Origin of the sequence: Streptomyces sp. NPDC050416, from assembly GCF_044458845.1 — a bacterium.
Classification (GTDB): domain Bacteria; phylum Actinomycetota; class Actinomycetes; order Streptomycetales; family Streptomycetaceae; genus Streptomyces.
On record NZ_JBITII010000004.1, the window covers coordinates 124,903 to 146,348 of the forward strand.

The 21,446-nt window shown below is 72.2% G+C and carries 16 protein-coding genes and 1 pseudogene; 7 read left to right on the plus strand and 10 right to left on the minus strand.

Annotated features, from left to right (window positions below):
* Positions 1-530 precede the first annotated feature (530 nt).
* A complete protein-coding gene (locus ACIBL4_RS13880) occupies positions 531-3,815 on the plus strand; it encodes a BTAD domain-containing putative transcriptional regulator (protein WP_399409592.1) in 3,285 nt (1,094 codons plus the stop codon).
* 23 nt (positions 3,816-3,838) lie between these two features.
* Here the strand turns inward: ACIBL4_RS13880 and ACIBL4_RS13885 are convergent, their stop codons facing one another.
* The 3 genes from ACIBL4_RS13885 to panB all read right to left on the minus strand — a co-directional run bounded on the left by ACIBL4_RS13885 (position 3,839) and on the right by panB (position 6,690).
* Positions 3,839-4,654 (minus strand): ABC transporter permease, encoded by an 816-nt coding sequence (locus ACIBL4_RS13885; RefSeq protein ID WP_399409594.1) that lies wholly within the window; start codon positions 4,652-4,654, stop codon positions 3,839-3,841.
* Complete coding sequence (locus ACIBL4_RS13890) at positions 4,651-5,670, minus strand: ATP-binding cassette domain-containing protein (RefSeq protein WP_399409596.1); 1,020 nt, start codon at positions 5,668-5,670, stop codon at positions 4,651-4,653. The genes ACIBL4_RS13885 and ACIBL4_RS13890 overlap by 4 nt, the downstream gene beginning before the upstream one ends.
* A gap of 144 nt (positions 5,671-5,814) precedes the next feature.
* Positions 5,815-6,690 carry a 3-methyl-2-oxobutanoate hydroxymethyltransferase gene (gene panB / locus ACIBL4_RS13895; protein WP_399409598.1) on the minus strand — a complete coding sequence of 292 codons (876 nt, stop codon included), beginning with the start codon at positions 6,688-6,690 and terminating at the stop codon, positions 5,815-5,817.
* Between the two features lie 202 nt (positions 6,691-6,892).
* Here panB and ACIBL4_RS13900 point away from each other — a divergent pair, with 202 nt between their 5' ends.
* The 5 genes from ACIBL4_RS13900 to ACIBL4_RS13920 all read left to right on the plus strand — a co-directional run bounded on the left by ACIBL4_RS13900 (position 6,893) and on the right by ACIBL4_RS13920 (position 12,944).
* A complete protein-coding gene (locus ACIBL4_RS13900) occupies positions 6,893-8,494 on the plus strand; it encodes an MFS transporter (RefSeq protein WP_399409600.1) in 1,602 nt (533 codons plus the stop codon).
* Positions 8,495-8,543: 49 nt separating this feature from the next.
* Positions 8,544-9,179, plus strand: a complete 636-nt coding sequence (locus ACIBL4_RS13905; protein WP_356924327.1) for a TetR/AcrR family transcriptional regulator — start codon at positions 8,544-8,546, stop codon at positions 9,177-9,179.
* Positions 9,180-9,354: 175 nt separating this feature from the next.
* Entirely contained in the window at positions 9,355-10,416 is a 1,062-nt protein-coding gene (locus ACIBL4_RS13910; protein ID WP_399409602.1) for an endonuclease/exonuclease/phosphatase family protein, read from the plus strand.
* A gap of 156 nt (positions 10,417-10,572) precedes the next feature.
* On the plus strand, positions 10,573-11,790 hold the full coding sequence (locus ACIBL4_RS13915) for an MFS transporter (protein WP_399409604.1): 1,218 nt from the start codon (positions 10,573-10,575) through the stop codon (positions 11,788-11,790).
* Positions 11,791-12,020: 230 nt separating this feature from the next.
* Positions 12,021-12,944 carry an NADP-dependent oxidoreductase gene (locus tag ACIBL4_RS13920; protein WP_399409606.1) on the plus strand — a complete coding sequence of 308 codons (924 nt, stop codon included), beginning with the start codon at positions 12,021-12,023 and terminating at the stop codon, positions 12,942-12,944.
* Positions 12,945-12,963: 19 nt separating this feature from the next.
* Here ACIBL4_RS13920 and ACIBL4_RS13925 read toward each other — a convergent pair whose 3' ends face one another.
* The 6 genes and pseudogenes from ACIBL4_RS13925 to ACIBL4_RS13950 all read right to left on the minus strand — a co-directional run bounded on the left by ACIBL4_RS13925 (position 12,964) and on the right by ACIBL4_RS13950 (position 19,634).
* A complete protein-coding gene (locus ACIBL4_RS13925) occupies positions 12,964-13,530 on the minus strand; it encodes an O-methyltransferase (protein ID WP_399409608.1) in 567 nt (188 codons plus the stop codon).
* 19 nt (positions 13,531-13,549) lie between these two features.
* Positions 13,550-14,253: pseudogene (locus tag ACIBL4_RS13930) on the minus strand (haloacid dehalogenase type II).
* A 119-nt stretch (positions 14,254-14,372) separates the two neighbouring features.
* Positions 14,373-16,127, minus strand: a complete 1,755-nt coding sequence (locus ACIBL4_RS13935) for an NAD+ synthase (RefSeq protein ID WP_399409610.1) — start codon at positions 16,125-16,127, stop codon at positions 14,373-14,375.
* Positions 16,128-16,219: 92 nt separating this feature from the next.
* Positions 16,220-18,163, minus strand: a complete 1,944-nt coding sequence (locus tag ACIBL4_RS13940; protein WP_399409612.1) for a protease pro-enzyme activation domain-containing protein — start codon at positions 18,161-18,163, stop codon at positions 16,220-16,222.
* Between the two features lie 188 nt (positions 18,164-18,351).
* Positions 18,352-18,972 (minus strand): DUF305 domain-containing protein, encoded by a 621-nt coding sequence (locus tag ACIBL4_RS13945; protein ID WP_399409614.1) that lies wholly within the window; start codon positions 18,970-18,972, stop codon positions 18,352-18,354.
* Positions 18,969-19,634 (minus strand): DUF3105 domain-containing protein, encoded by a 666-nt coding sequence (locus ACIBL4_RS13950; protein WP_399409616.1) that lies wholly within the window; start codon positions 19,632-19,634, stop codon positions 18,969-18,971. Before ACIBL4_RS13950 ends, ACIBL4_RS13945 begins: the two co-directional genes overlap by 4 nt.
* 172 nt (positions 19,635-19,806) lie before the next feature.
* Here ACIBL4_RS13950 and ACIBL4_RS13955 point away from each other — a divergent pair, with 172 nt between their 5' ends.
* Complete coding sequence (locus ACIBL4_RS13955; RefSeq protein ID WP_399409619.1) at positions 19,807-20,256, plus strand: RrF2 family transcriptional regulator; 450 nt, start codon at positions 19,807-19,809, stop codon at positions 20,254-20,256.
* On the opposite strand, the gene ACIBL4_RS13960 is transcribed toward ACIBL4_RS13955, so the two are convergent.
* Entirely contained in the window at positions 20,253-21,443 is a 1,191-nt protein-coding gene (locus ACIBL4_RS13960; RefSeq protein WP_399409620.1) for a globin domain-containing protein, read from the minus strand. The two genes, ACIBL4_RS13955 and ACIBL4_RS13960, sit on opposite strands and share 4 nt — an antisense overlap.
* Between the last annotated feature and the right edge of the window lie 3 nt (positions 21,444-21,446).

Genomic DNA, 21,446 nt, shown 5'->3' on the forward strand with positions numbered 1-21,446 from the left:
GTTCCGTGTCGGCAGTCGGCCGTGGGTTGGCGTGCTGCCGGTGGCCCGGGGGCTGTCGGCTCCGGCCGGTCCTGCTCGTCGTGCCCGAGTTGGGCCCGGGGTCGGGGATCGGGGGTCGTGACGGGCTGAGGCCCGCTGCCCGGGAACCGCGTTCCGTTGCTTGCGGGGTTTTGGCCTTGGCCGGGGCGCGTGGGGCGCTGGCCGGGTTCCGTGTCGGCAGTCGGCCGTGGGTTGGCGTGCTGCCGGTGGCCCGGGGGCTGTCGGCTCCGGCCGGTCCTGCTCGTCGTGCCCGAGTTGGGCCCGGAAGGCCGGGGATTCGTGACAGGCTGAGGCTCTCTGCCCGTCGCCCCACCGCCCGTTGCTTGCCGGGTCTGGCCCTGGCCGGGTGGCCGGGCGCGTGGTGAGCGGGCCGGGGCCGTGGCGGCTGTCGGTCTGCGTGCCGCAGATGGCCGGGGCCGGGCCCGAAGCGGACGGTCCCCGCCCGCCGCGCCGCAGAACCGTCGTGACCCGCCCTCGTACCACCGGAGACAATGGATCCCGTGCGCTATCGCATCCTCGGCACCACGCAGGCGCTCCGCACCGACGGCACGGTCGTTCCGGTGGGCGGGGCGCGGCTGCGTGCGCTGCTGACCGTGCTGGCCCTGCGGGCCGGCCGTACCGTGCCCGTAGGGCTGCTGGTCGACGAAGTGTGGGGCGCTGATCCGCCCGCCGACGCCCCGGGGGCGCTCCAAGCGCTGGTCGGGCGGCTGCGGCGGGCGCTCGGGGCGGACGCGGTCGCCTCCGAAGAGGGCGGGTACCGTCTCACGGCCGCGCCCGACGACATCGACTTGCACCGGTTCGAGCGGCTGGCCGGTGAGGGGCTGCGGGCCCTGGCCGACGGCGACCCCGCCAAGGCGGTCATGGTCCTGGACGACGCCCTCGCCCTGTGGCACGGCCCGGCCCTGGCCGACCTCCCCGACCGCGCCGCCGAGGCGGCCCGCCGGGACACCCGCCGCCTGGACGTGCTGCGCGCCCGCCACAGCGCCGCCCTCGCTCTCGGCCAGGCCGAGCAGTCCCTGCCCGAACTGACCGCCCTGTGCGACAGCCACCCCCTGGACGAGCCCCTCCAGACCCTGCGCCTGCGCGCCCTGCGCGACGCCGGCCGCACCGCGGAGGCGCTGGACGCGTACGAGGACGTGCGGCGGCTGCTCGCCGACCGGCTCGGGGCGGATCCGGGACCGGAACTGCGGGCCCTGCACGCCGAGTTGCTGAAACTGGGCGACGACAGCACCGCGCCCCAGCCCGCCGCGGACGCCCCGGCCGCGGGCAACCTGCGCGCCCGCCTCACCTCCTTCATCGGCCGCGAGTCCGACATCGAGACCATCCGGGACGATCTCACCGCCGCCCGCCTCGTCACGCTGCTCGGACCGGGCGGGGCGGGCAAGACCCGGCTGTCCCAGGAGGCCGCCGAGGCCGTACGGCACGCCATGCCCGGCGGCGTCTGGCTGGCCGAACTCGCCCCGGTCGACGACCCCGCCGCCGTACCGGAGGCCGTGCTCACCGCCGTCGGCGCCCGCGAGACCGTGCTGTACGGCGCCGGCGCCGAAGGCATCCGGGCCGCCGTCGGCGACCGGCTCGACGATCCCGTCGAGCGGCTCGCCGAGCACTGCTCCCGACCCGGCATGCTGCTGATCCTCGACAACTGCGAACACGTCGCCGACGCCGCCGCCCGGCTCACCGGCGAACTGCTGGAGCGCTGCCCCGGCCTGACCGTCCTCGCCACCAGCCGCGAACCCCTCGGCGTGCCGGGCGAGTTGGTGCGGCCCGTGGAGCCGCTGCCCGAGCCGGTCGCACTGCGGCTGCTCGCCGACCGGGGCGCGGCGGCCCGGCCCGGCTTCCGGATCGAGGACGACCCCGAGGCGTGCGCGGAGATCTGCCGACGCCTCGACGGGCTGCCGCTCGCCATCGAACTGGCCGCCGCCCGGCTGCGGATGCTGACACCGCGCCAGATCGCCGACCGGCTCGACGACCGCTTCCGTCTCCTCACCTCCGGCAGCCGCACCGTCCTGCCCCGCCAGCAGACCCTCCGAGCCGTCGTCGACTGGTCCTGGGACCTGCTCGACGAGGACGAACGGGACGTCCTGCGACGGCTGTCGGTGTTCGCGGGCGGCTGCGACCTGCCCGCCGCCGAGGCGGTGTGCGGTCCGGTCGCCCTGGAGGCGCTCGGCTCGCTCGTCGACCGCTCCCTGGTCGTCGCCGCACCGCCCGGCGAGCCGGCCGACGGCGAGATGCGCTACCGGCTGCTGGAGACGGTCGCCGAGTACGCCGCCGAGCGGCTGGAGGAGTCCGGGCAGCGCGCCGAAGCCGAGCGCGCCCACCTGACGTACTTCCGCGAACTCGCCCGCACCACCGACCCGTTGCTGCGCGGCCCGGACCAGCTCGCCGCGATCCGCCGGCTGGAGCGCGAGTACGAGAACCTGCGCACCGCCCTGCGGCACGCCGTCACCCTGCGCGACGAGCAGGAGGCGCTGTGCCTGACGCTGTCCCTCGTCTGGTACTGGCAGATGCGCGACCTGCGCATCGAGGCCCGCAACTGGTGCCGCGAGGTCATGGCCCTCGGCCCCGACCCCTTCACCGAGCCCGTCCGCCGCGCGGCCCCGGTGTGGCAGCGCTGCACCGACACCCCGCCCCCGATGACCGGCGAGGTCCTGTGGGAGGCCCGGCGTGGTGTCCACCTGGCCCATCTCGCCTGTATGGACACCGAACTGGACGCCTGGCAGAACCCGCGCTCCCAGCAGAAGCTGCGGACCATCTCCCTGACCTACGAGCCCGGCCTGCCGCAGAACTGCCGGCTCCCCGGCCTGCTCTGGTTCTTCGCCGTGATGCTGACCGGCGACATGGAGCGACTGCGCGTCATCATCGACGCGTCCATCCGCACCTGCCGGGAGACCCCCGGCTTCGACTGGGAGCTGGCCTCCGGCCTCCAGATGCGGGCCAACTTCCTCGCCAACCGCACCGACTGGGCGGGCGACGCCGCCCGCGACGCCGACGAGTCACTGGAGATCTACCAGCGCCTCGGTGACGCCTGGGGCACCGCCGAGGCCCTCTCGGCGCGCGCCGAGGCCCATGAACGCAAGGGCGCCTACTCGCAGGCCGCCGCCGACTACGAGGCGGCCATCGCACACGCCGAACGCGTCGGCGCCCGCGCCCAGGCGGCCGTCCTCGCCGCCCGGCTGGGCAGCGCGCTGCTGGAGGCAGGCGAGGGCGAGCGCGGTGAGCGGCTGCTGCGCGAGGTGATCGCCGAGCGCGAGGACACGCACAGCGAGGCCATGCCCGCCGCCCGCCTCTTCCTGGCCGGCTGGCTCGGCATGACGGGCCGCGTCCCCGAGGCGCGCGAGCAACTGCGGCGGCTGCGCCAGGACTTCCGTATCGCCCACTTCATCATCTTCGACGCGTACATCCTGGGCACGGAGGCGTGGCTGGACGCCATGGAGGGACGGTACGAGGAGTGCCTGGACCGGATCCGCAAGGCGCTGGAGCGGGCCGCCGACCCGCTGTCCGAGGCCATCGCACCCCATATGCGCTCGGGCTACCTGATCATCGGCGCCTCGGCCCTGGCAGCCCTCGACGGCGGGCGGCGCGCCGTGGACGCGGCCCGCTGCCTGGGCGCCTTCGACGCCCTCCTGCCGTCCGGCCACATCGCCCAGCGGCAGGAGCGCGAGACCCGCGAGCGGACCGAGCGGCAGGTCCGTGCGCTGCTCGCCGACCAGGCGTACGAGGCCGCGTACGCGCAGGGCGGCGGCCTCTCCCTGGAGGAGGCCGCCGCCCTGCTCTGACGCGGATCAGGACTCGCGTCCGGTCAGTTCTTCGTGCGGAACTTGTGGATCGCGACCGGCGCCATCACCGCGGTGATCGCCACCGACCAGCCGAGCGTCACCCACAGGTCGTGCGCGACCGGCCCGCCCACCATCAGACCGCGCGCGGCGTCCGCGAGCGTCGACAGCGGGTTGTAGTCGGTGAACGCCTGCAGCCAGCCCGGCATCGACGTCGTCGGCGCGAAGATCGACGAGCCGAACTGGAGCGGGAACAGCACCAGGAAGCCCATCGCCTGCACGGACTGCGCGTTCTTCAGGATCACGCCCAGGGTGAGAAACACCCACATGATCGACGAGGCGAACGCCGTGGACAGCGCCACGGTCGCGAGCAGCCCCGGCCAGCTGCTGACCTCGAACCCGACCGCGACGGCCACGATCATCAGCACGGCGGTCGCGAACAGCATCCGCAGCAGCTCCACCGAGATCTTCGCGAACAGCACCGAACCCCGCCCGATCGGCAGGGACCGGAAGCGGTCCATGACACCGGAGTTGAAGTCCTGGCTGAAGCCGGTGCCGACGCCCTGGGACAGCGTCATGCTCATCATCGCGATCATGCCGGGGATCACGTACTGCACATAGCGGTCCTGCCCGCCGCCCAGCGCCTGCCCGATCGAGCCGCCGAAGACGAACACGAACAGCAGGGTGAAGATGACCGGCATCAGCAGGGCGTCGGCCATCGACTCCGGGTCCTTGCGGATCCACAGCAGGTTGCGGCGGATCAGGGCACCGGTGTGGCGCAGGTGGCCGCGCAGCGAGATATGGGCGTCCGCCTCGGCGTCGCGGATGGTGACGGCGCTCATACGGCGGCCTCCTGAAGGTCTTCGGCGGGCATGGCGTCCTGCGGGGCACTGGCGCGGTGGCCGGTGAGGGACAGGAACACCTCGTCCAGGCTGGGCAGTTCGGTGGTGAGGGAGGAGAGGGTGATGCCGCGTGCGGTGACCGCGCCGACCACGGCGGTCAGCTGCTCGTCGCTGAGGATCGGCACGAGGACGTCGCCGCGTTCGGTGTCCACGGTCGTGGTGGCCAGTCCGGTGATCCCCAGCTCGTCCAGCGCGCCGGCGAGGGGCCGCAGCTGCGCCGGATCGGCCGGGCGGATCCGCAGCGCCCGGCCGCCGACCTTCGCCTTCAGCTCCTCGATGGCACCCCCTGCGATGATCCGGCCGCGGTCGACGACCGTCAGCTCGGAGGCGAGCTGCTCAGCCTCCTCCATGTACTGGGTGGTGAGCAGCACGGTGACGCCGTCGCCGACCATGCGCTTCACCTCGTCCCACACCTCGTTGCGGGTGCGCGGGTCGAGCCCGGTGGTCGGCTCGTCCAGGAAGAGCACGGCCGGCCGTCCGATCATGGACGCGGCCAGGTCCAGCCGCCGCCGCATGCCCCCGGAGTACGTCGCCGCCGCCCGCTTGGCGGCCTCGGTCAGCGAGAAGCGCTCCAGCAGCTCGTCGGCCCGGCCGCGGGCGTCCTTGCGGGGCAGGTCGAGCAGCCGCCCGATCATGTACAGGTTCTCCCAGCCGGACAGCTTCTCGTCCACGGAGGCGTACTGCCCCGTGAGCCCGATCACCCGCCGCAGCTGCCGGGGCTGGCGTACGACGTCGTAGCCGGCGACGGTGGCCCGGCCCGAGTCGGGAGCGAGCAGGGTGGACAGGATCCTGACCAGGGTCGTCTTCCCGGCCCCGTTCGGCCCGAGGACCCCCATGACGGTGCCCTCCCGCACCTCCAGGTCGACCCCGTCCAGTGCCTTGGTCTCGCCGTAGTGCTTCACCAGCCCCCGCACGGTCACAGCGGCGCCGCCGGTGTTCTTGTCGATTCGCGTCATGCCCCTGACGATGTCAGCCCCCACCGACAAACCGCCGACAGACCGCCGACAGGGGCCCCGGGGCCACCGACAGAACGCGGCAGCCCGCCGACGGGGGAAGATCGGCGGGCTGCCTGTGGTACCGCAGTGGCTCTGGCGGTGGATCTAGTGGACGGAGTGCTCCTCCTGCGGGAACGTTCCGCCGACGACATCCTCGGCGAACGCCTTCACCGCGTTGCCCATGACCTCACGCAGGTTCGCGTACTGCTTCACGAACTTCGGCATCCGCCCGCCGGTCAGGCCCAGCATGTCGGTCCACACCAGGACCTGCGCGTCGGTCTCCGAGCCCGCCCCGATCCCGACGGTCGGGATGTGCAGCACCCGCGTCACCTCGGCCGCCAGCTCCGCCGGAACCAGCTCCAGCACCACGGCGAACGCGCCCGCGTCCTGCACGGCCTTGGCGTCCCGCAGCAGCTGCTGGGCCGCCTCCTCGCCCCGCCCCTGCACGCGGTAGCCCATGGCGTTGACGGACTGCGGGGTCAGGCCGATGTGCGCCATGACCGGGATGCCGGACTCGACGAGCAGCCGGATCTGCTCGTGCGACCGCTCGCCCCCCTCCAGCTTCACGGCCTGCACGCCCGCCTCCTTCACCAGCCGGGTCGCCGAGCGCAGCGCCTGCACCGGGCCCTCCTGGTAGGAGCCGAAGGGCAGGTCGCCGACGATCAGGGCGCGCGAGGTGCCCCGTACGACCGCCGCCGACAGCATGGTCATCTCGTCGAGGGTGACGGGCACGGTCGTCTCGTACCCGAGGTGGCAGTTGCCCGCCGAGTCGCCGACGAGCATGACCGGGATGCCGGCCTCGTCGAAGACGGACGCGGTCATGGCGTCGTAGGCGGTGAGCATGGGCCACTTCTCGCCGCGCTCCTTGGCGGCGGCGATGTCCCGCACGGTGATGCGGCGGGTGCCCTTGCCCCCGTACAGCGTCTTGCCGCCGTCGGAGGACTTCGTCTGAGCAGTCTGGGCAGCCGGAAGCTGCGTCATTGCACGGCTCCTAACACGTCATCTCGAGGCGCCCTGACGGCGTCCCCGGACCACGTCCATGGTGGCACCTCGTGCCGGCAAGGGCTAGGGGAGCCCCTGTGAGTTCCGACCCGGCGCCGTGAAGCACAGGGCGCGTAAGGGCTCGGTAAAAGTATTCCAATACGAGACGGTCTCGTATCGAAATGATCCTACGCTCGACGGCATGACTACTCCTGCCGACCGTGCCGCCCCCACCGGCCCCCGCATACCGGAAGCGGTGCACCGGCGCCGCTGGGCGATCCTCGGCGTGCTGATGCTCAGCCTGCTGATCGTCGTCCTCGACAACTCGATCCTGAACGTCGCCATCAAGACGATCTCCACCCCCGCCCCGACCGGCCTCGGGGCCACGCAGAGCGAGCTGGAGTGGGCGATCAACGCCTACACCCTCGTCTTCGCGGGCCTGCTGTTCAGCGCCGGTCTGCTCGGTGACCGGCTGGGCCGCAAGAAGGTGCTGCTCGGCGGGCTCGCGGTGTTCGGCGTCGGCTCCGCGCTCGCCGCATTCTCCGGCTCCCCGGGCGAGCTGATCGCCTTCCGTGCCGTGATGGGCCTGGGCGCCGCGTTCGTCATGCCGGCCACCCTCGCCGTCCTCATGCACGTCTTCGAGCGCGAGGAGCAGCCGAAGGCCATCGGCATCTGGGCGGGCGGCGTCGGCCTCGCCATCGCCATCGGCCCGATCACCGGCGGCGTGCTCCTCGACCACTTCTGGTGGGGCTCGGTCTTCCTCATCAACGTGCCGATCGTGCTGCTCGCGCTCGCGCTGATGCTGTGGCTGGTGCCCGACTCCCGGGACCCGAACCCCGGCCGCCTCGACCCCGTCGGCGTCGTCCTGTCCGTCGTGGGCCTGGTGCTGCTCGTCTACGGCATCATCAAGGGCGGCCAGCTCGCCGACTTCACCGACGCCACCGTGCTGTCGACGATCGGCGCCGGGCTCGCGGTCCTCGTCGCCTTCGTGGTGTTCGAAAAGCGCAGCGACCACCCGTCCATCGACGTCACGTACTTCAAGAACAAGGTCTTCTCGGCCGCCATCGCCGCCATCGCGCTGGTCTTCTTCGCGCTGATGGGCGTGACCTTCTTCTCGGTCTTCTACACGCAGAGCGTGCGCGGCTACTCGCCGCTGCAGACCGGTCTGCTGATGCTGCCGCTGGCCGCCGCCCAGATGATCTTCGCGCCGCGTGCCCGGCTGCTGGTCGACCGCTTCGGCAACCGGGCCACCACGACCGCCGGACTGCTGGTCATCGCCGCGATGCTGGCCGCCTTCGCCACGCTGGAGGCCGACACCCCCATCTGGATCCTGGAAGTGATCTTCTTCCTGATGGGCGCCGGCATGGCGCACATCATGACGCCGGTCAGCGTCGTCATCATGCAGGCCCTGCCCCGCGAGAAGGCCGGCTCGGCCTCCGCCCTCAGCAACACCTTCCGGCAGGTCGGCGGCGCCCTCGGCATCGCCGTCCTCGGCTCGGTGCTGTCCACGGCGTACCGCACGGGCATCGAGGACAAGCTCGGCCAACTGCCGCCGGCCGCCCGGCACACCGCGGGGGAGTCCATCGAGGCCACCCTCGGCGTCGCCGCGAAACTGGGCCCGCAGGGCAAGGCCCTGGTCACCCCGGCCTACGACGCGTTCCTGCACGCGATGCACATCACCGCCCTGTGGGGAGCGGGCGTCGCCCTGATCGGCGCGGCCGTCGTGGCGCTGTTCCTGCCCGGCAGGCCGCCGGCGCCCCAGGAGGGGGAGGAGAATAAGGAGTTGTCGGACGCGCGGTCGTAGAACTGCGCGAGAATGCATCCCCGACCCGCTCAGGAGAGGACGGAGCGACGTGAGCCTCGCCGCACGGCAACCCCGGCACGACGGCCCCGCGAGGGGCCGCCCCAGAAGCGAGGCCGTCGAGCGCGCCATCATCGAGGGCCTGATGAGGCTCCTGGAGGAGGGCGTGCCCCTAGCGGAGCTGTCCATCGAGCGCGTCGCCCGGACCGCCGGCGTCGGCAAGGCCACCATCTACCGGCGCTGGAGCGGCAAGGAGGAACTCTTCGTCGACGTCCTGCGCGCCGTCGAACCCCCCGAACCTCCGCTCCCCGGCACCTCCATGCGCGACGACCTCGTGGCCCTGCTGGAACAGGCGCGCCGGCGCGGACTGGCCAACCGCTCCTCGGCGATCCTGACCAATGTGCACGCCCAGATGAAGAGCAGCCCCAAGATCTGGGCGGCGTACGAGGCCACGGTCCTCGCACCGCGCCGCCGGCTCGGCCTGGAGATCCTGCGCCGGGGGCAGGAGAACGGCGAACTGCGCACGGACGTCGACCTCGAACTGCTGAGCGACATGTTCATCGCGCCCGTGCTCGTGCGCTCCGTCCTGCGCCCGGACGCCGACCTCCCCGACGACCTCGCCGCCCAGGTCGTCGACACACTCCTCGAAGGCCTACGCCCCGTCAGTTCCGCAGCTCACGGCTCCTAGTGTGCGCGTTTCGTCACAGACGGCGCTTACTCGGGGCCCGGTCGGAACTCGGCGCGCGGGCTCGTACGTCATCGCTCCCGTACGCCGTCGGAGGACGGCGGGAACGGAACGGATCATCCCCTAGGGTCGTAGACACGGGGGCGATGGTGTGCACGGCAGGCAGTGAGGCGACGGTATGGCGCAGCAGGCGTACATGACGGAGACGGACAACGGCGGCTCGGGGCCCGAGCCCCGGGGAGACCGGCTTCGGCGCCTGTACGACCGGCTGCTCGGCGGCCGGCTCGGCGACCGGCTCCGCGACCGGCGCACCTGGCGGCGCGGCGTCGTCCTGGCCGTGTGCGCGGTGCTGCTGGCCGTGGTCATGATGCTGCACTCGCGCATCCCGAACACGGTCGGCAACCTGGGCAGCCTCGTCGAGACGTTCCTGCCCTGGCTCGGCCTCCTCATCCCGGTGCTGCTCCTGCTCGCCGTGGTCCGCAAGTCCGCGACCGCGCTGATCGCGGTGCTGCTGCCGGCGCTGGTCTGGCTGAACCTCTTCGGCGGCCAGGTCAGCGACAAGACCGCCACCGGCGGCGACCTCACCGTGGCCACGCACAACGTCAACGCGGACAACCCCGACCCGGCCGGCACCGCCCGTGAGGTGTCCGCCTCCGGCGCGGACGTGCTGGCCCTGGAGGAACTGACGGCGTCCGCGGTCCCCACGTACGAGAAGGCGCTGGACTCGACGTACCCGTACCACTCGGTGCAGGGCACCGTCGGGGTGTGGAGCAAGTACCCGCTGACCGGCGTGCGGGCCGTCGACATCGACCTGGGCTGGACGCGGGCGATGCGCGCCACCGTGACCGCCCCGGCCGGGCAGGTCGCCGTCTACGTCGCCCACCTGCCCTCGGTGCGCGTGAAGATGGAGGCCGGGTTCACGGCCCGGCAGCGCGACCGGAGCGCCGACTTCCTGGGCGAGGCCATCGCCCACGAACCGCTGAAGAACGTCGTCCTGCTCGGCGACCTGAACGGCACCATGAACGACCGCGCGCTCAACGCCGTCACCTCCCAGATGCGCTCCACGCAGGGCGCCGCCGGCAACGGCTTCGGGTTCAGCTGGCCGGCGTCGTTCCCGATGGCGCGCATCGACCAGATCATGGTCCGGGGCCTGAAGCCGGAGAGCTCATGGACCCTCCCGCAGACGGCCAGTGACCATCTGCCCATCGCGGCCCGTGTGAGTGTCACCACAGGCGGCTGAGGAAAACCCCAGCTCAGGGCCTGTTCGGCAGGAGCCGGCAACCGAGGCTTCACCTCTCGGCGACCTCGCGGAATAGTGGGCCTGCGAGACTTTGTTCCGTACTTGAACATACGAAGTCGCGAAGTACGAACACCGCAAGTCTCGAAAGGCTCCCTCATGCCCCTGGCCCTGCTCGCCCTCGCCGTGGGCGCCTTCGGCATCGGTACCACCGAGTTCGTGATGATGGGGCTGCTGCCCGATGTCGCGAACGACCTGAACATCTCGATACCCAGCGCCGGCCACCTGGTGTCGGCGTACGCGCTGGGCGTCGTCATCGGCGCCCCCCTGCTGGCCGCGGTCACCGCCCGGATGTCCCGCCGCACGGTCCTGATCGGGCTGATGGGGCTGTTCGTCGCGGGCAACGCGCTGTCGGCCCTCGCTCCCGACAACGGCTGGCTGCTGGCGGCCCGCTTCCTGAGCGGACTGCCGCACGGCGCCTTCTTCGGCGTCGGAGCCGTCGTCGCGACCAACATGGTCGGCCCCGAACGCAAGGCGCGCTCGGTCTCCCTGATGTTCCTCGGCCTGACGGTCGCGAACGTCGTGGGCGTGCCCGTCGCGACCCTCATGGGCCAGCAGCTCGGCTGGCGGGCGACCTTCCTCGGCGTCAGCGCCATCGGCCTGGCGGCGATCGCCGCGCTCGCGTTCCTGATCCCCCACGACCACGAGCACGCCACCGCGAAGGGCCTGCGCGGCGAACTGGCCGCCCTGCGCTCCGTCCCGGTCTGGCTGTCGCTCGGCACCACGGTCGCGGGCTTCGGCGCCCTCTTCGCGGCCTACAGCTACATCACGCCCATGCTCACGGACGCCGCCGGCTACACCGGCGCCAGCGTGACCCTGCTGCTGGCCCTGTTCGGCGTCGGCGCGACCGCCGGCAACCTGCTGGGCGGCCGCCTGGCCGACCACTCCCTGCGGGGCACCCTGTTCGGCGGACTGGGCGCCCTGGTGGCGGTGCTGGCACTGTTCCCGCTGCTGATGCGCACGGAACTCACCGCCGCCGTCGCCGTGATCCTGCTCGGCATGGCGGCCTTCGCCACCGGCTCCCCGCTCCAGCTGATGGTCATGGACAAGGCCGCCTCGGCCCCGTCCCTGGCCTCCTCCGCCAACCAGGCCGCCTTCAACCTGGCCAACGCCGGCGGCGCCTGGATCGGCGGCCTCGCCCTGGCCGCGGGCTTCGGGGTCACCTCCCCGGCCCTGGCCGGCGCGGCCCTGGCCGTGCTCGGCCTCGGCGTGGCGTCGCTGGCGTACGCGGTGGACCGGCGCAGTGCGCCGGCCGGCGGGCGCGAGCGGGTCGTGGCGAGCCATGTCCCGCAGGAGGCGGAAGCGGTACGCCGCTGACGAAAGGCCGGTGCGCCGGTGCTGTGACTCGGGCGGCAGCTCGCGGATGTGTTCCGCGGGCTGCCGCTGCGCACGTGCGGGACCGTCGCGCCTGCCTCTTGCTCGACGGCCGCCGCGTACGGCAACCGAGAGGACGCGGCCGGTCGGTCTCTCACTTCGGCGCACGGGGAACACCCCACCGGTTCCGGGGGGTTCTCCCTGAACCACTCCCGCATTCACGGAGGTTGCCAGTGCTGGCTGCGCGCTACCACCGCTACGGCGGTCCAGAGGTCCTCTCCGTGGAGGAGGCCGAGGAACCCCACGCCGACCCGGGGCAGGTCCGCGTCTCGGTGCGGGCCACGGGCGTCACGCCCGCCGACTGGTACCTGCGCTCGGGGAGGCTGCAGGAGATGGCCTCCCTGCGGTTCCCCCACATCCCCGGGATGGACGCCGCCGGAGTCGTCGACGAGGTGGGCGAAGGCGTGACCGGCACCGCTGTGGGAGACGCCGTGTTCGGCCTCGTCCCCCTGGCCCGGCTGGGCGGGGCCTGCGCCCAGTACGCGGTGCTGGAGGCATGGGCTCACAAGCCCCGGGCGTGGTCCTTCGAGGCGGCGGGCGGTGCCGCGGGCAACGTCGAGACGGCCACGCGTGTGCTGGACGCCCTCGGGGCCGCCGAGGGCATGACCCTCCTCATCGAGGGCGCGGCCGGCGGCGTCGGCACGATGACCGCGCAGCTGGCCAGGGCCCGTGGGCTGACGGTGATCGGCACCGCGAGCGGACGCAACCACGACTTCCTCGACGGACTCGGCGTCACCCCGGTCACCTACGGTCCCGGCCTGGCCGGTCGCCTGGCCCCGCTCGCTCCGCAGGGCGTCGACGTGGTGCTGGACGCGGCGGGCAAGGGCTCCCTCGCCGACCTGGTGGCCATCGCCGGAGACCCCCACCGCGTGGTGACGATCGCCGACTTCGACGCCGCCCGCCACGGAGTACGGCTCTCCCGCTCCGGGGTGGGGGAGCCCGGCTGGTCAGGACTGCCGTACGCCGCGTCCCTCGCCGAGGAGGGCCGCCTCACCGTGCCGGTGCACAGGGTGTTCCCGCTGGAGGACATCGCCGCGGCGCACGAGGAGAGCGCCACCGGTCACGCGCGGGGCAAGATCGTCGTCACCGTGCCCTGAGGCACAGCACCTCTCGCGGTCAGGCGCGGCGTGCCGCGACGATCGCCGAACTGGACGGTGTGGTCAGGACTTCGGTGGCGTCCAGGTCCGGGTGGGTGAGGTAGAAGAGGCGGAGCTCGTCCACCTCGCCCTCGAACCGGGGCGGCCAGTCGACCGAGGGGGTGAAGTCGTCCAGGACGAGGATGCCGCCGGGCGCCAGCAGCTCGACGACCCGTTCGGGGGCGTCCCGCTTGCCGCCGCCGTCGCAGAAGAAGACGTCGAACGGGGCGTGTTGCTCCAGCATCCGCCAGTCGCCGGTCAGCACGCTGACCCGGTCGTCGTCCGCGAAGACACCCGCCGCTCGCCGGGCCAGCTCCTCGTCACGCTCCACGGTGACGAGACGCGCACCGGCCCCCAGGCCACTGTGCAGCCAGGCGGTGCCCACACCCGAGCCGGTGCCGCTCTCGGCGACGACCCCGCCGGGTTTGGCGGCGGCGGCCAGCCGAAGCAGCCTGCCCACTTCGGGGATGCAGCTCTTCTCGAACCCCGCCTCGGCGGCCAGCCGCTCGGCGGTCACCACACGGCCCGGAACCACACGCCCTGCCATGATCAACCCCCTGTCGGTGTCAGCCAGACACTACCTGACCCCCTGTCAGCGAGCTGACCGGTTGGGCGAGTTCGTCGAACCGCCCGTCGAAGGCGTCGGCGCTGGACGGCGGATCCCCGACGGGCCGCCGGACATGGGCGGTCCGCATACCGACCGCCTGTGCTCCGCGCAGGTCCCAGGCGTGGGCGGCCACCATCAGGACGCGTTCCGGTGGGCATCCGGCGGTGTCGAGCGCGAGCCGGTACACCTCCGGCGCCGGCTTGTACGCTTGGACGGCTTCGGCGGACAGGGCCTGGTTCCAGCGCGGCCCGGCGTGCGCGTTGAGACGCGGCAGCGCCGTGCGGCCGGCGTTGGAGAGCCCGATCAGGGGAAGTGCCGCGCGAGTTGTTCGAGAGCGGCGACGGAGTCGGGCCAGGGCGGCAGCCGCCGGCCCGCTGTGGCCAGCCGGGCGATGACCGTGGGGTCGGCGAGTCCGGCCCGTCCGGCCACGCGCCGCGCGGCCTCCGCGTCGATGACCTCCGTGCCGGCGTACGCGCGCTGTCCTTGCCGGATGCGCCGCTGTTCGTCCTCGCGGTGCTGGTGCCACAGGGCGAGCAGGTCGTGGGCAGCCGCCTCATCGGACGCGGGCAGGGCTTCGTGGATCGCCGCTCCAAGCCCTCTGGGCTCGCTGACGAGTGTGCCGAGGACGTCGACGACGACCTCGATGTCGCGGATCCCGGTCACGCGTCTTCCCCGCCTTCGTGCCGCAGCCGTCACCACCTGAGGAGGTGACGATGCTGCCACCGCCTCCGTCACCGGGGAAGACGGTGACGGAGGCGTCACGTTCGTGAGCGACGAGGCCGTCAGACCGACTCCCGCCACCCGTTCGTGATCGGCAGGCGGCGGTCCTTTCCGAAGCCCTTCACCGAGATCTTCGTGCCCGGCGGGTACTGCCGTCGCTTGTACTCCGCCGTGTCGACCATGCGCAGCGTCTTCGTGACCAGCTCGCGGTCGTAACCGGCCGCGACGATCTCGTCGGCACCCCGGTCCCGGTCGACGTACAGGTCCAGGATCGCGTCCAGCACCGGGTAGTCGGGGAGCGAGTCCGTGTCGACCTGGCCCGGGCGGAGTTCCGCGCTCGGGGGCTTGGTGATGGAGTTCTCGGGGATCGGCGGGGTCTGGCCGCGGTCCCGGGCGGCCCGGTTGCGCCACTCGGCCAGGCGGAAGATCGACGTCTTGTAGACGTCCTTGATGGGGCCGTAGGCACCCACCGAGTCTCCGTAGAGCGTCGAGTAGCCGACCGCCAGTTCCGACTTGTTGCCCGGGGCCAGGACGATGTGGCCCTCCTGGTTGGAGATGGCCATGAGCAGCGTGCCGCGCAGCCGGGACTGGAGGTTCTCCTCGGCCAGGCCCGTCAGACCCAGCGCGCCCATGTACGCGTCGAACATCGGCTCGATCGCGACCGTCCGGTAGTTCAGGCCGGTGCGGCGGGCCAGTTCCGCCGCGTCGTCCTTGGAGTGGTCCGAGGAGTACTTCGACGGCATCGACACGCCGTACACGTTCTGCGCGCCCACCGCGTCGCACGCGATCGCCGCGACCAGCGACGAGTCGATGCCGCCCGACAGGCCGATCAGGACGGACTTGAAGCCGTTCTTCGCGACGTACGCCCGCAGGCCCACGACCAGCGCCGAGTAGACCTCCTCGTCGTCGTCCAGGCGGTCCGCGTAGCCATCCGTGAGCTCGGGCTCGTACCAGGGCAGCGGATCCTCCGACAGCACCACGCGGTCGATGCGCAGGCCGTCGTCCACCACGCCCGTCGGGGCGTCCGTCGACGCCGCCGGCAGGTCCAGGTCCAGGACGACGCAGCCCTCGGCGAACTGCGGCGCCCGCGCCACGACCTCGCCGTCCTTGTCCACGACGATCGAGTCGCCGTCGAACACCAGCTCGTCCTGGCCGCCGATCATGGCGAGGTAGGCCGTCGTGCAGCCGGCCTCCTGGGCCCGCTTGCGGACCAGCTCCAGACGCGTGTCGTCCTTGTTGCGCTCATACGGCGAGGCGTTGATCGAGATCAGCAGGCCCGCCCGCGCCGAGCGCGCGGCGGGGACCCGGCCGCCGTCCTGCCAGAGGTCCTCGCAGATGGCCAGGGCGACATCCACGCCGTGGACGCGCAGGACCGGCATGCTGTCGCCGGGCACGAAGTAGCGGAACTCGTCGAAGACGCCGTAGTTCGGCAGGTGGTGCTTGGCGTAGTTCAGCACCACCTCGCCGCCGTACAGCACCGCCCCCGCGTTCTGCGGCGCGCCGGCCGGCTGGCCGTACTTCGGCTGGGCGGTCGCACAGCGGTCGAGGTAGCCGACGATCACCGGCAGCTCGCCGAAACCCTCGTCGGCCAGGCGGACGGCGAGGCTCCGCAGCGCCGCCCGGGAGGCCTCCACGAAGGACGACCTGAGGGCCAGGTCCTCGACGGGATACCCGGTCAGCGCCATCTCGGGGAACGCCACGAGATGCGCTCCCTGCTCGGCGGAGTGCCGGGTCCAGCGGACGATCGACTCGGCGTTCCCGGCGAGGTCGCCGACGCTCGAGTCGATCTGGTTCAGGGCGAGACGTAGTTGAGGCACGGGCCCAGTGTAATCGTCAGAGCGACGCAATGGGGTGGTGTGGGTCACCCCACACCACCCCTGTTCCCCTTGCGGAGGTCAGCCGTCGGAAGTCAGCGACGCCGGTACGACTCCACGTACCCGCTCGCGGGCGTGCCCACGCCCGTGACGTCGTCGTAGCCCTTCACGGCCGACAGCGAGCTGTCCTTGCCCAGGCTGCGCACGGACGTGGCCAGGCCGCCCGTGGCGTCGTAGCCGTTCACGAAGTCGACGCGGGCCACGGCCAGGCCGGAGCCCGTCGGGTCGTCGGTGACGTCGTGGTAGGCCTTCGAGCCGGCCTTCGCGTAGATCACCGGGTTGGCGAAGCCGATCGGCGTGCCCCCGCGGGCCTCCTGGGCCAGCGCCTGGATGGCCGCGATGGTCGGCGCGGCGAGCGAGGTGCCGCCGATGCGGTACTCGCTGTAGGCCTGCGTCTTCCCGTCGGGCATCGTCTGGGTCTGGCCGACCAGGAACCCGGTGTTCGGGTCGGCGATCGCCGCGATGTCCGGGACGACCCGGTTGCCCGCCGCGCTGTTGGCCTTCGTCAGCGCCGACGGCACGACGCCCTTCTGGTACGAGGGCTCGGCGACGGTCCTGCTGGTGCCGCCGCCCGCGCCGGAGGTGAACGCGCCGGGGAAGTCCGTCCAGCTCTTGCCGTCGGCCGACAGGCTCGCCTTGTCGGTGCCCCAGCCGGTCTCCCACAGGTACGTGTCGTCCTTGCCGACGGCGAGCGAGGTGCCGCCCACGGCGGTCACCCACGCCGAGTTGGCCGGGGAGTCGACCTGCTTCGTCCCGGAGCTCGCGACCTCGTCGCCGTCGTCGCCGGAGGAGAAGTAGAAGCCGATGCCCTCGACCGCGCCCAGCTGGAAGACCTGGTCGTAGGCGGCCGCGAGGTCGGGCGTCTGCGCGGCCTCGACCTCGCCCCAGGAGTTGGAGACGATGTCGGCCAGGTGGTGGTCGACGACCTTGCCGAGAGCGTCGAGCAGGTCGGTGTCGTTGCAGGACGCGGCGCCCACGTAGGTGACGTCCGAGGCCGGCGCCACCGCGTGCACGGCCTCGACGTCCAGGGTCTCCTCGCCGTACCAGCCGGAGGCCGAGCACGCCTTGGTGTCCGTGTACTTCTTCGGCAGCACCTGGTGCAGCTGACCGCTCTTCCAGGCCGCGTCGCCGTGCTTGCCGGCGTAGGTGGCCGCGTCGTAGGCGATCGTCGGTGAGGCGTACGCGTCCGTGATGGCGACCCGGACGCCCTTGCCGGTGCGCGTGCCCGCGCCGTAGGCGGCCCGCAGCTGCTTGCCGGTGTAGCCCTTGATCGCGTACGGGATCTTCGTGCCGTACGCGTCCGGCAGCGAGCTCGCGGTGTTCGAGCCGTAGTACGAGGAGAACGGCCCGGCGTTGCGGAAGACGGTGTCCGGCGGCGGCAACTGGTCGTCGTGCGTGACCATGTGCGGGGCGTTGTCGAGACCCGTGACGGTCAGCACGGCGCCGGCCAGGCCCGCCGGCACGGAGGCGGTGCTCGCCGGGGCGCGGTAGGTCTTCGCGCCCTTGGCGAAGTTGTGCAGCTGGGCGCCGAACGCCTTCTGCGCGGCGGCCACGTCACCGGTGACGGAGACGTAGTGCGCGGTGACGCCGGTGACCTTCAGACCGGCGGCCGTCAGCCAGGCCTTGACGGCCGCCACCTGGGCCTTGGTCGCGCCGAAGCGGGCCTGCGCCTGCTTGGCGGTCAGGTACTTGCCGTACGAGGCCGACGCCGGGTCGGAGACGGCCTTGGCGTACGCGGCGAGGCCGGCCGCGTCGCGGCCCCGGAGATAGACCCGGGCCGACACCCCGGCGCCGTCGGAGGCGGCACCCTTGTCGGCCCTGGCCGTGGCCCACGCGGGCTTGGTCCCGGCGAGAAGGTCGCGGAGCGGGTGGTCGGCGGCGTGCGCCGCGGGTATGCCGAGCGCCAGCGCGCCGGCGAGCATCGGCAGTGTCGCCGCCATGCTCAGCCCGGCGCGCACCGTGGCGCGGTTGGATCTCATGGAACCCCCTGTGCGGTTCGTCGCGAGTGGATCACTCGACCGTCGCCACTCTCGCGACGAACCGTTCATGCCAGGGGAATGCGCACCCCAAGAAGCGCCCTACGGAAGCCAAGAAGACCCCAAGAAGCCGTAAGCGAGGGCGATTTGAGGCTTACGCCCTCTGTTCACGCCCTCTGATGTTTCACGCCCTACGAGCGCGGCGCGGCACCCCGCTCCTTCAGCAGATCCGCCATCAGGCCGATCTCCGACTGCTGCGCGTCCACCATGCCCTGGGCGAGCCGCTTCTCCACGCCGACCGTGCACTTCTCGACACAGCCCTCGGCCATGTGGATGCCGCCCTTGTGATGGTCCGTCATGAGCTGGAGGTAGAAGATCTCCGCCTGCTTGCCGCTGAGTTCGCCGAGCTTCTTCAGCTCGGTGTTGGTCGCCATGCCCGGCATCAGCGCGCCGTCCTTGCCGGAGGCCATGCCGCCCATGTCCATCCAGGTCATCGGCGGCTCGGAGGACACCTTGGGCAGCCCCCACAGGTCGAGCCAGCCGAGCATCATGCCGCGCTGGTTGGCCTGCGTCTGGGCGATGTCGTACGCGAGGCGCCGCACCTCCTCGTCCTTCGTGCGGTCGCGCACGATGTACGACATCTCCACGGCCTGCTGGTGGTGCACCGCCATGTCCCGCGCGAACCCGGCGTCCGCGGACTCGGCGGAGGGGGTTCGGCCGCCGCCGTCGTCCCCGGCGACGGCGTAGGTGATCGCGCCGGCCGCGACGAGCGCCGTCGCCGCGGCCCCGGCGATCAGAGCGGCCTGCCTCACTGCGACAGCCCGTTCGTGCAGGCGGCGCCCGGCTCGGGGGTCTGCTCGCCCTGGACGAACTTCTCGAAGAACGTGTCGACGTTCGGGTCGCTCGCGCCCGTCACCGTGCGCTGGTGCCCCCACGCCGACAGCATGATCGGGTCCTTCTGGTCGTCCATCGGGCTCATCAGCGTGTACGGCGTCTTCTTCACCTTCGCCGCGAGCGCATCGACGTCGGCCTTCTTCGCGTCGGCGTTGTACGTCACCCACACCGCGCCGTGCTCCAGCGAGTGCACGGCGTTGGTGTTGTCGATCTTCTTGGTGTAGACGTCGCCGTTGCAGTTCATCCAGACCTGGTTGTGGTCGCCGCCGACCGGGGGCTCGGAGGCGTATTTCACGGCCTTGGCGACGTGGTTGCGGGACAGCTTGCCCTCCCAGGTCTTCACGCCGTCCTTGCCCGTGACGAACTTGCCCTTGGCCGAGGTGTCGGTGGCCGCCGTGTCGCTGCCGCCGTCGGACTGGGACCGCACGAGCACGACACCACCGGCGACGAGACCGCAGACGATCACGACACTGGCCCCGATGACGAGGATCCGGTTGCGGCGCTCACGGGCCTGCTCGGCGCGCCGCATCTCCTCTATCCGCGCCTTGCGGTCCGTGTTGCTCTTCTTGGCGGAGCCCATGGGGTGTCCTTCGTGGGGAAAGTGGGACGGTCGGGTGGGCTGATCGTAATGGGGGAGACCGGGCCCCTCGTAGGGCGGTCGCGGGAATGGGCTGAATCGATACGGCACCGACAGGTGTCCGACAGCTTCCGCATTATTTGAACCTGTGATACCGATTACCTAGGCTGCGGGTATGCGGCTGCTGCGCTCCACCGACCTGGCCCTGCGGGTCCTGATGCGGCTCGCCGTCGCGGGCGAGTCGACTCCGACGACCCGGGACGTCGCCGCCGGCATGGACGTGCCGTACACCCACCTGGCGAAGGTCGTCGCCGAGCTTCAGCACATGGGCCTGCTGGCCGCCCGTCGCGGCCGCGGCGGCGGTCTCACGCTCACCGAGCGGGGCCGTACGGCGTCCGTGGGCGTCGTGGTGCGCGCCTTCGAGGGCGACGGTGACGTCGTCGACTGCGAGGGCCCCACGCCTTGCCCCCTGAACTCCGCCTGCCGCCTGCGCGGCGCGCTGCGCCGGGCCCAGGAGGCGTTCTTCGCCTCGCTGGACCCGATCACGGTGGCGGACATCGTGGCGGAGCCGACCGGGGCGCTGCTGCTGGGGATCTCGCGGGGCGCTGATTCCCCTGACGTCTAGGCCGCCTGCCCCGCCAGCCACAGGTCCGGCCCGAACACCTCGTAGTGGATGTCGGCCGGTGTCACGCCCTTGCCGATCAGCTGGGCCCGTACCGCCCGCATGAAGGGCAGCGGTCCGCACAGGTACGCGCGCGTGCCCGGCTCGACCGGGACGTCGGCGAGGTCGACCAGGCCGGAGCGGGTGCCCGCCGGGGCGTCCTGCTCGTACCAGAAGTGGACGGACACGTCGGGCAGCTTGGCGGCGTAGGCCTCGTGGTCGCCGCGCAGGGCGTGGGTGGCGGGTGAGCGGTCGCCGTGCACGACGGTGACCGGGGAGCGGTGTCCCGAGCCGGCGAGGTGGGCCAGCATCGCGGTCATGGGGGTCACGCCGATGCCCGCCGAGGCCAGCAGCAGCCGGGTGTCGGGGCCGGCGTCCAGGACGAGGTCGCCGTAGGGCTCGGACAGCTCCAGGACGTCACCCGCCCGCACGCGCGCGTGGAGGTGGTTCGAGACCTCGCCGTCGGGGGTGCCGTCGCCCTGCACCCGCTTCACGCTGATCTGCCGCAGGTCAGGGGCGGGCGCCCCGGAGAGGCTGTACTGCCGTATCTGCCGGGCGCCGTCCGGGAGGGCGACGCGGACGGAGACGTACTGGCCCGCGAGGAAGTCCCGCACCGGACCGCCGTCGGCGGGCCGCAGCCGGAACGTGGCGACGTCGTCGGTCTCGGCGACGCGCTCGACGACCTCCCACGACCGCCAGGCGTGCCCGCCGCGCTCCTCCCGGAGCCGCTTCTCGACGGCGATGAGGGCGTTCGCCATCAGCCAGTAGACCTCGTCCCAGGCGGCGGCGACCTCTGGGGTGACGGCGTCGCCGAGCACGTCGGCGATGGCGGCGAACAGGTGCTCGTGGACGATGTCGTACTGCTCGGGCGTGACGCCGAGGGAGGCGTGCTTGTGGGCGATGCGGTCCAGCATCGCGTCCGGCCGCTGCTCCGGGTGGTCCAGCAGGTGCGTCGCGAAGGCGGCGATGGATCCCGCGAGCGCCTGCCGCTGGGTGCCGGCGGCCTGGTTGCCCCGGTTGAACAGGTCGTTCAGCAGCTCGGGGTGGGCCGCGAACAGCCCGGCGTAGAAGCGCTCGGTGATCGTGTCGAGGGCCGCGCCGACGGCGGGGAGGGTGGCGCGGACGGTGACGGCGGACTGCTCGGACAGCATCGG

What these genes read in the sequence shown, in the direction of transcription:
- ACIBL4_RS13925 (WP_399409608.1), bottom strand. Translation starts at nt 13,530, where the DNA reads ATGGCAGGGCGTGTGGTTCCGGGCCGTGTGGTGACCGCCGAGCGGCTG.
- ACIBL4_RS13880 (WP_399409592.1), top strand. Translation starts at nt 531, where the DNA reads ATGGATCCCGTGCGCTATCGCATCCTCGGCACCACGCAGGCGCTCCGC.
- panB (WP_399409598.1), bottom strand. Translation starts at nt 6,690, where the DNA reads ATGACGCAGCTTCCGGCTGCCCAGACTGCTCAGACGAAGTCCTCCGAC.
- ACIBL4_RS13890 (WP_399409596.1), bottom strand. Translation starts at nt 5,670, where the DNA reads ATGACGCGAATCGACAAGAACACCGGCGGCGCCGCTGTGACCGTGCGG.
- ACIBL4_RS13940 (WP_399409612.1), bottom strand. Translation starts at nt 18,163, where the DNA reads ATGAGATCCAACCGCGCCACGGTGCGCGCCGGGCTGAGCATGGCGGCG.
- ACIBL4_RS13950 (WP_399409616.1), bottom strand. Translation starts at nt 19,634, where the DNA reads ATGGGCTCCGCCAAGAAGAGCAACACGGACCGCAAGGCGCGGATAGAG.
- ACIBL4_RS13915 (WP_399409604.1), top strand. Translation starts at nt 10,573, where the DNA reads ATGCCCCTGGCCCTGCTCGCCCTCGCCGTGGGCGCCTTCGGCATCGGT.
- ACIBL4_RS13885 (WP_399409594.1), bottom strand. Translation starts at nt 4,654, where the DNA reads ATGAGCGCCGTCACCATCCGCGACGCCGAGGCGGACGCCCATATCTCG.
- ACIBL4_RS13910 (WP_399409602.1), top strand. Translation starts at nt 9,355, where the DNA reads ATGGCGCAGCAGGCGTACATGACGGAGACGGACAACGGCGGCTCGGGG.
- ACIBL4_RS13960 (WP_399409620.1), bottom strand. Translation starts at nt 21,443, where the DNA reads ATGCTGTCCGAGCAGTCCGCCGTCACCGTCCGCGCCACCCTCCCCGCC.
- ACIBL4_RS13955 (WP_399409619.1), top strand. Translation starts at nt 19,807, where the DNA reads ATGCGGCTGCTGCGCTCCACCGACCTGGCCCTGCGGGTCCTGATGCGG.
- ACIBL4_RS13900 (WP_399409600.1), top strand. Translation starts at nt 6,893, where the DNA reads ATGACTACTCCTGCCGACCGTGCCGCCCCCACCGGCCCCCGCATACCG.